Source organism: Enterococcus sp. FR204 (genome assembly GCF_031143325.1).
GTDB lineage: Bacteria > Bacillota > Bacilli > Lactobacillales > Enterococcaceae > Enterococcus_B > Enterococcus_B faecium.
The window spans coordinates 1-634 of sequence record NZ_JAKZIW010000108.1 but is presented as its reverse complement, the minus strand read 5'-3'; the positions used below and the strand labels follow the sequence as shown (position 1 = coordinate 634).

Annotated in this window: 1 protein-coding gene; it reads left to right on the top strand. The window is 32.2% G+C overall.

Annotated features, from left to right (window positions below; all coding sequences use genetic code 11):
- Nucleotides 1-151: 151 nt before the first annotated feature.
- Nucleotides 152-622, top strand: coding sequence for a glutathione peroxidase (locus RG571_RS12020; RefSeq protein ID WP_002319321.1), 471 nt, complete (start codon nucleotides 152-154; stop codon nucleotides 620-622).
- Nucleotides 623-634 lie beyond the last annotated feature (12 nt).

Here is a 634-nt window from a genome sequence, read left to right as displayed (position 1 = left end):
AAGAACGTAAAGATGAGAAGCAATATAGCTATCTTATCTTCGTATTTTATTAAATATTTATTGTCTGAAAAGAGTTCTAAACGGGAAAACAAATAGCTAGTTTTCAGTTTAGCGCTCTTTTTATTATATAAAATAGAAAGGAGAAAACTTTATGTCTATTTATAATTTTGAAACTACTTTAGAAGACGGCACTGTCTATTCATTGAAAAAATATGCAGGCAAACCGATAATCATTGTTAACACTGCAACAAAATGCGGTCTAGCACCTCAATTTAAACAATTAGAAGAACTTTACCAAGCTTATCAGACACAAGGTCTGGTTATCTTAGGCTTTCCTTCCAATCAATTTAAACAAGAGCTAGATTCAGCGACTGAAGCAGCAGAAGCTTGTAAAACCACTTATGGCGTTACCTTCCCTATGCATCAATTGATTGACGTAAATGGAAAAAATACAGATCCTCTTTTTACTTATCTTAAAAATGAAGCTCCTGGTACTGTCACTAAAGCAATAAAATGGAATTTTACTAAATTTTTGATTGATAGAAATGGCAAAGTAATCGAACGATTTGCACCACAAACTTCTCCATTGAAAATGACCGCTGCAATTGAATCCGTTCTTTAACTTAATAAAAAT

Excerpts from the sequence above, each read along its gene's own strand:
- RG571_RS12020 (WP_002319321.1), top strand. The coding sequence starts at position 152 with ATGTCTATTTATAATTTTGAAACTACTTTAGAAGACGGCACTGTCTAT.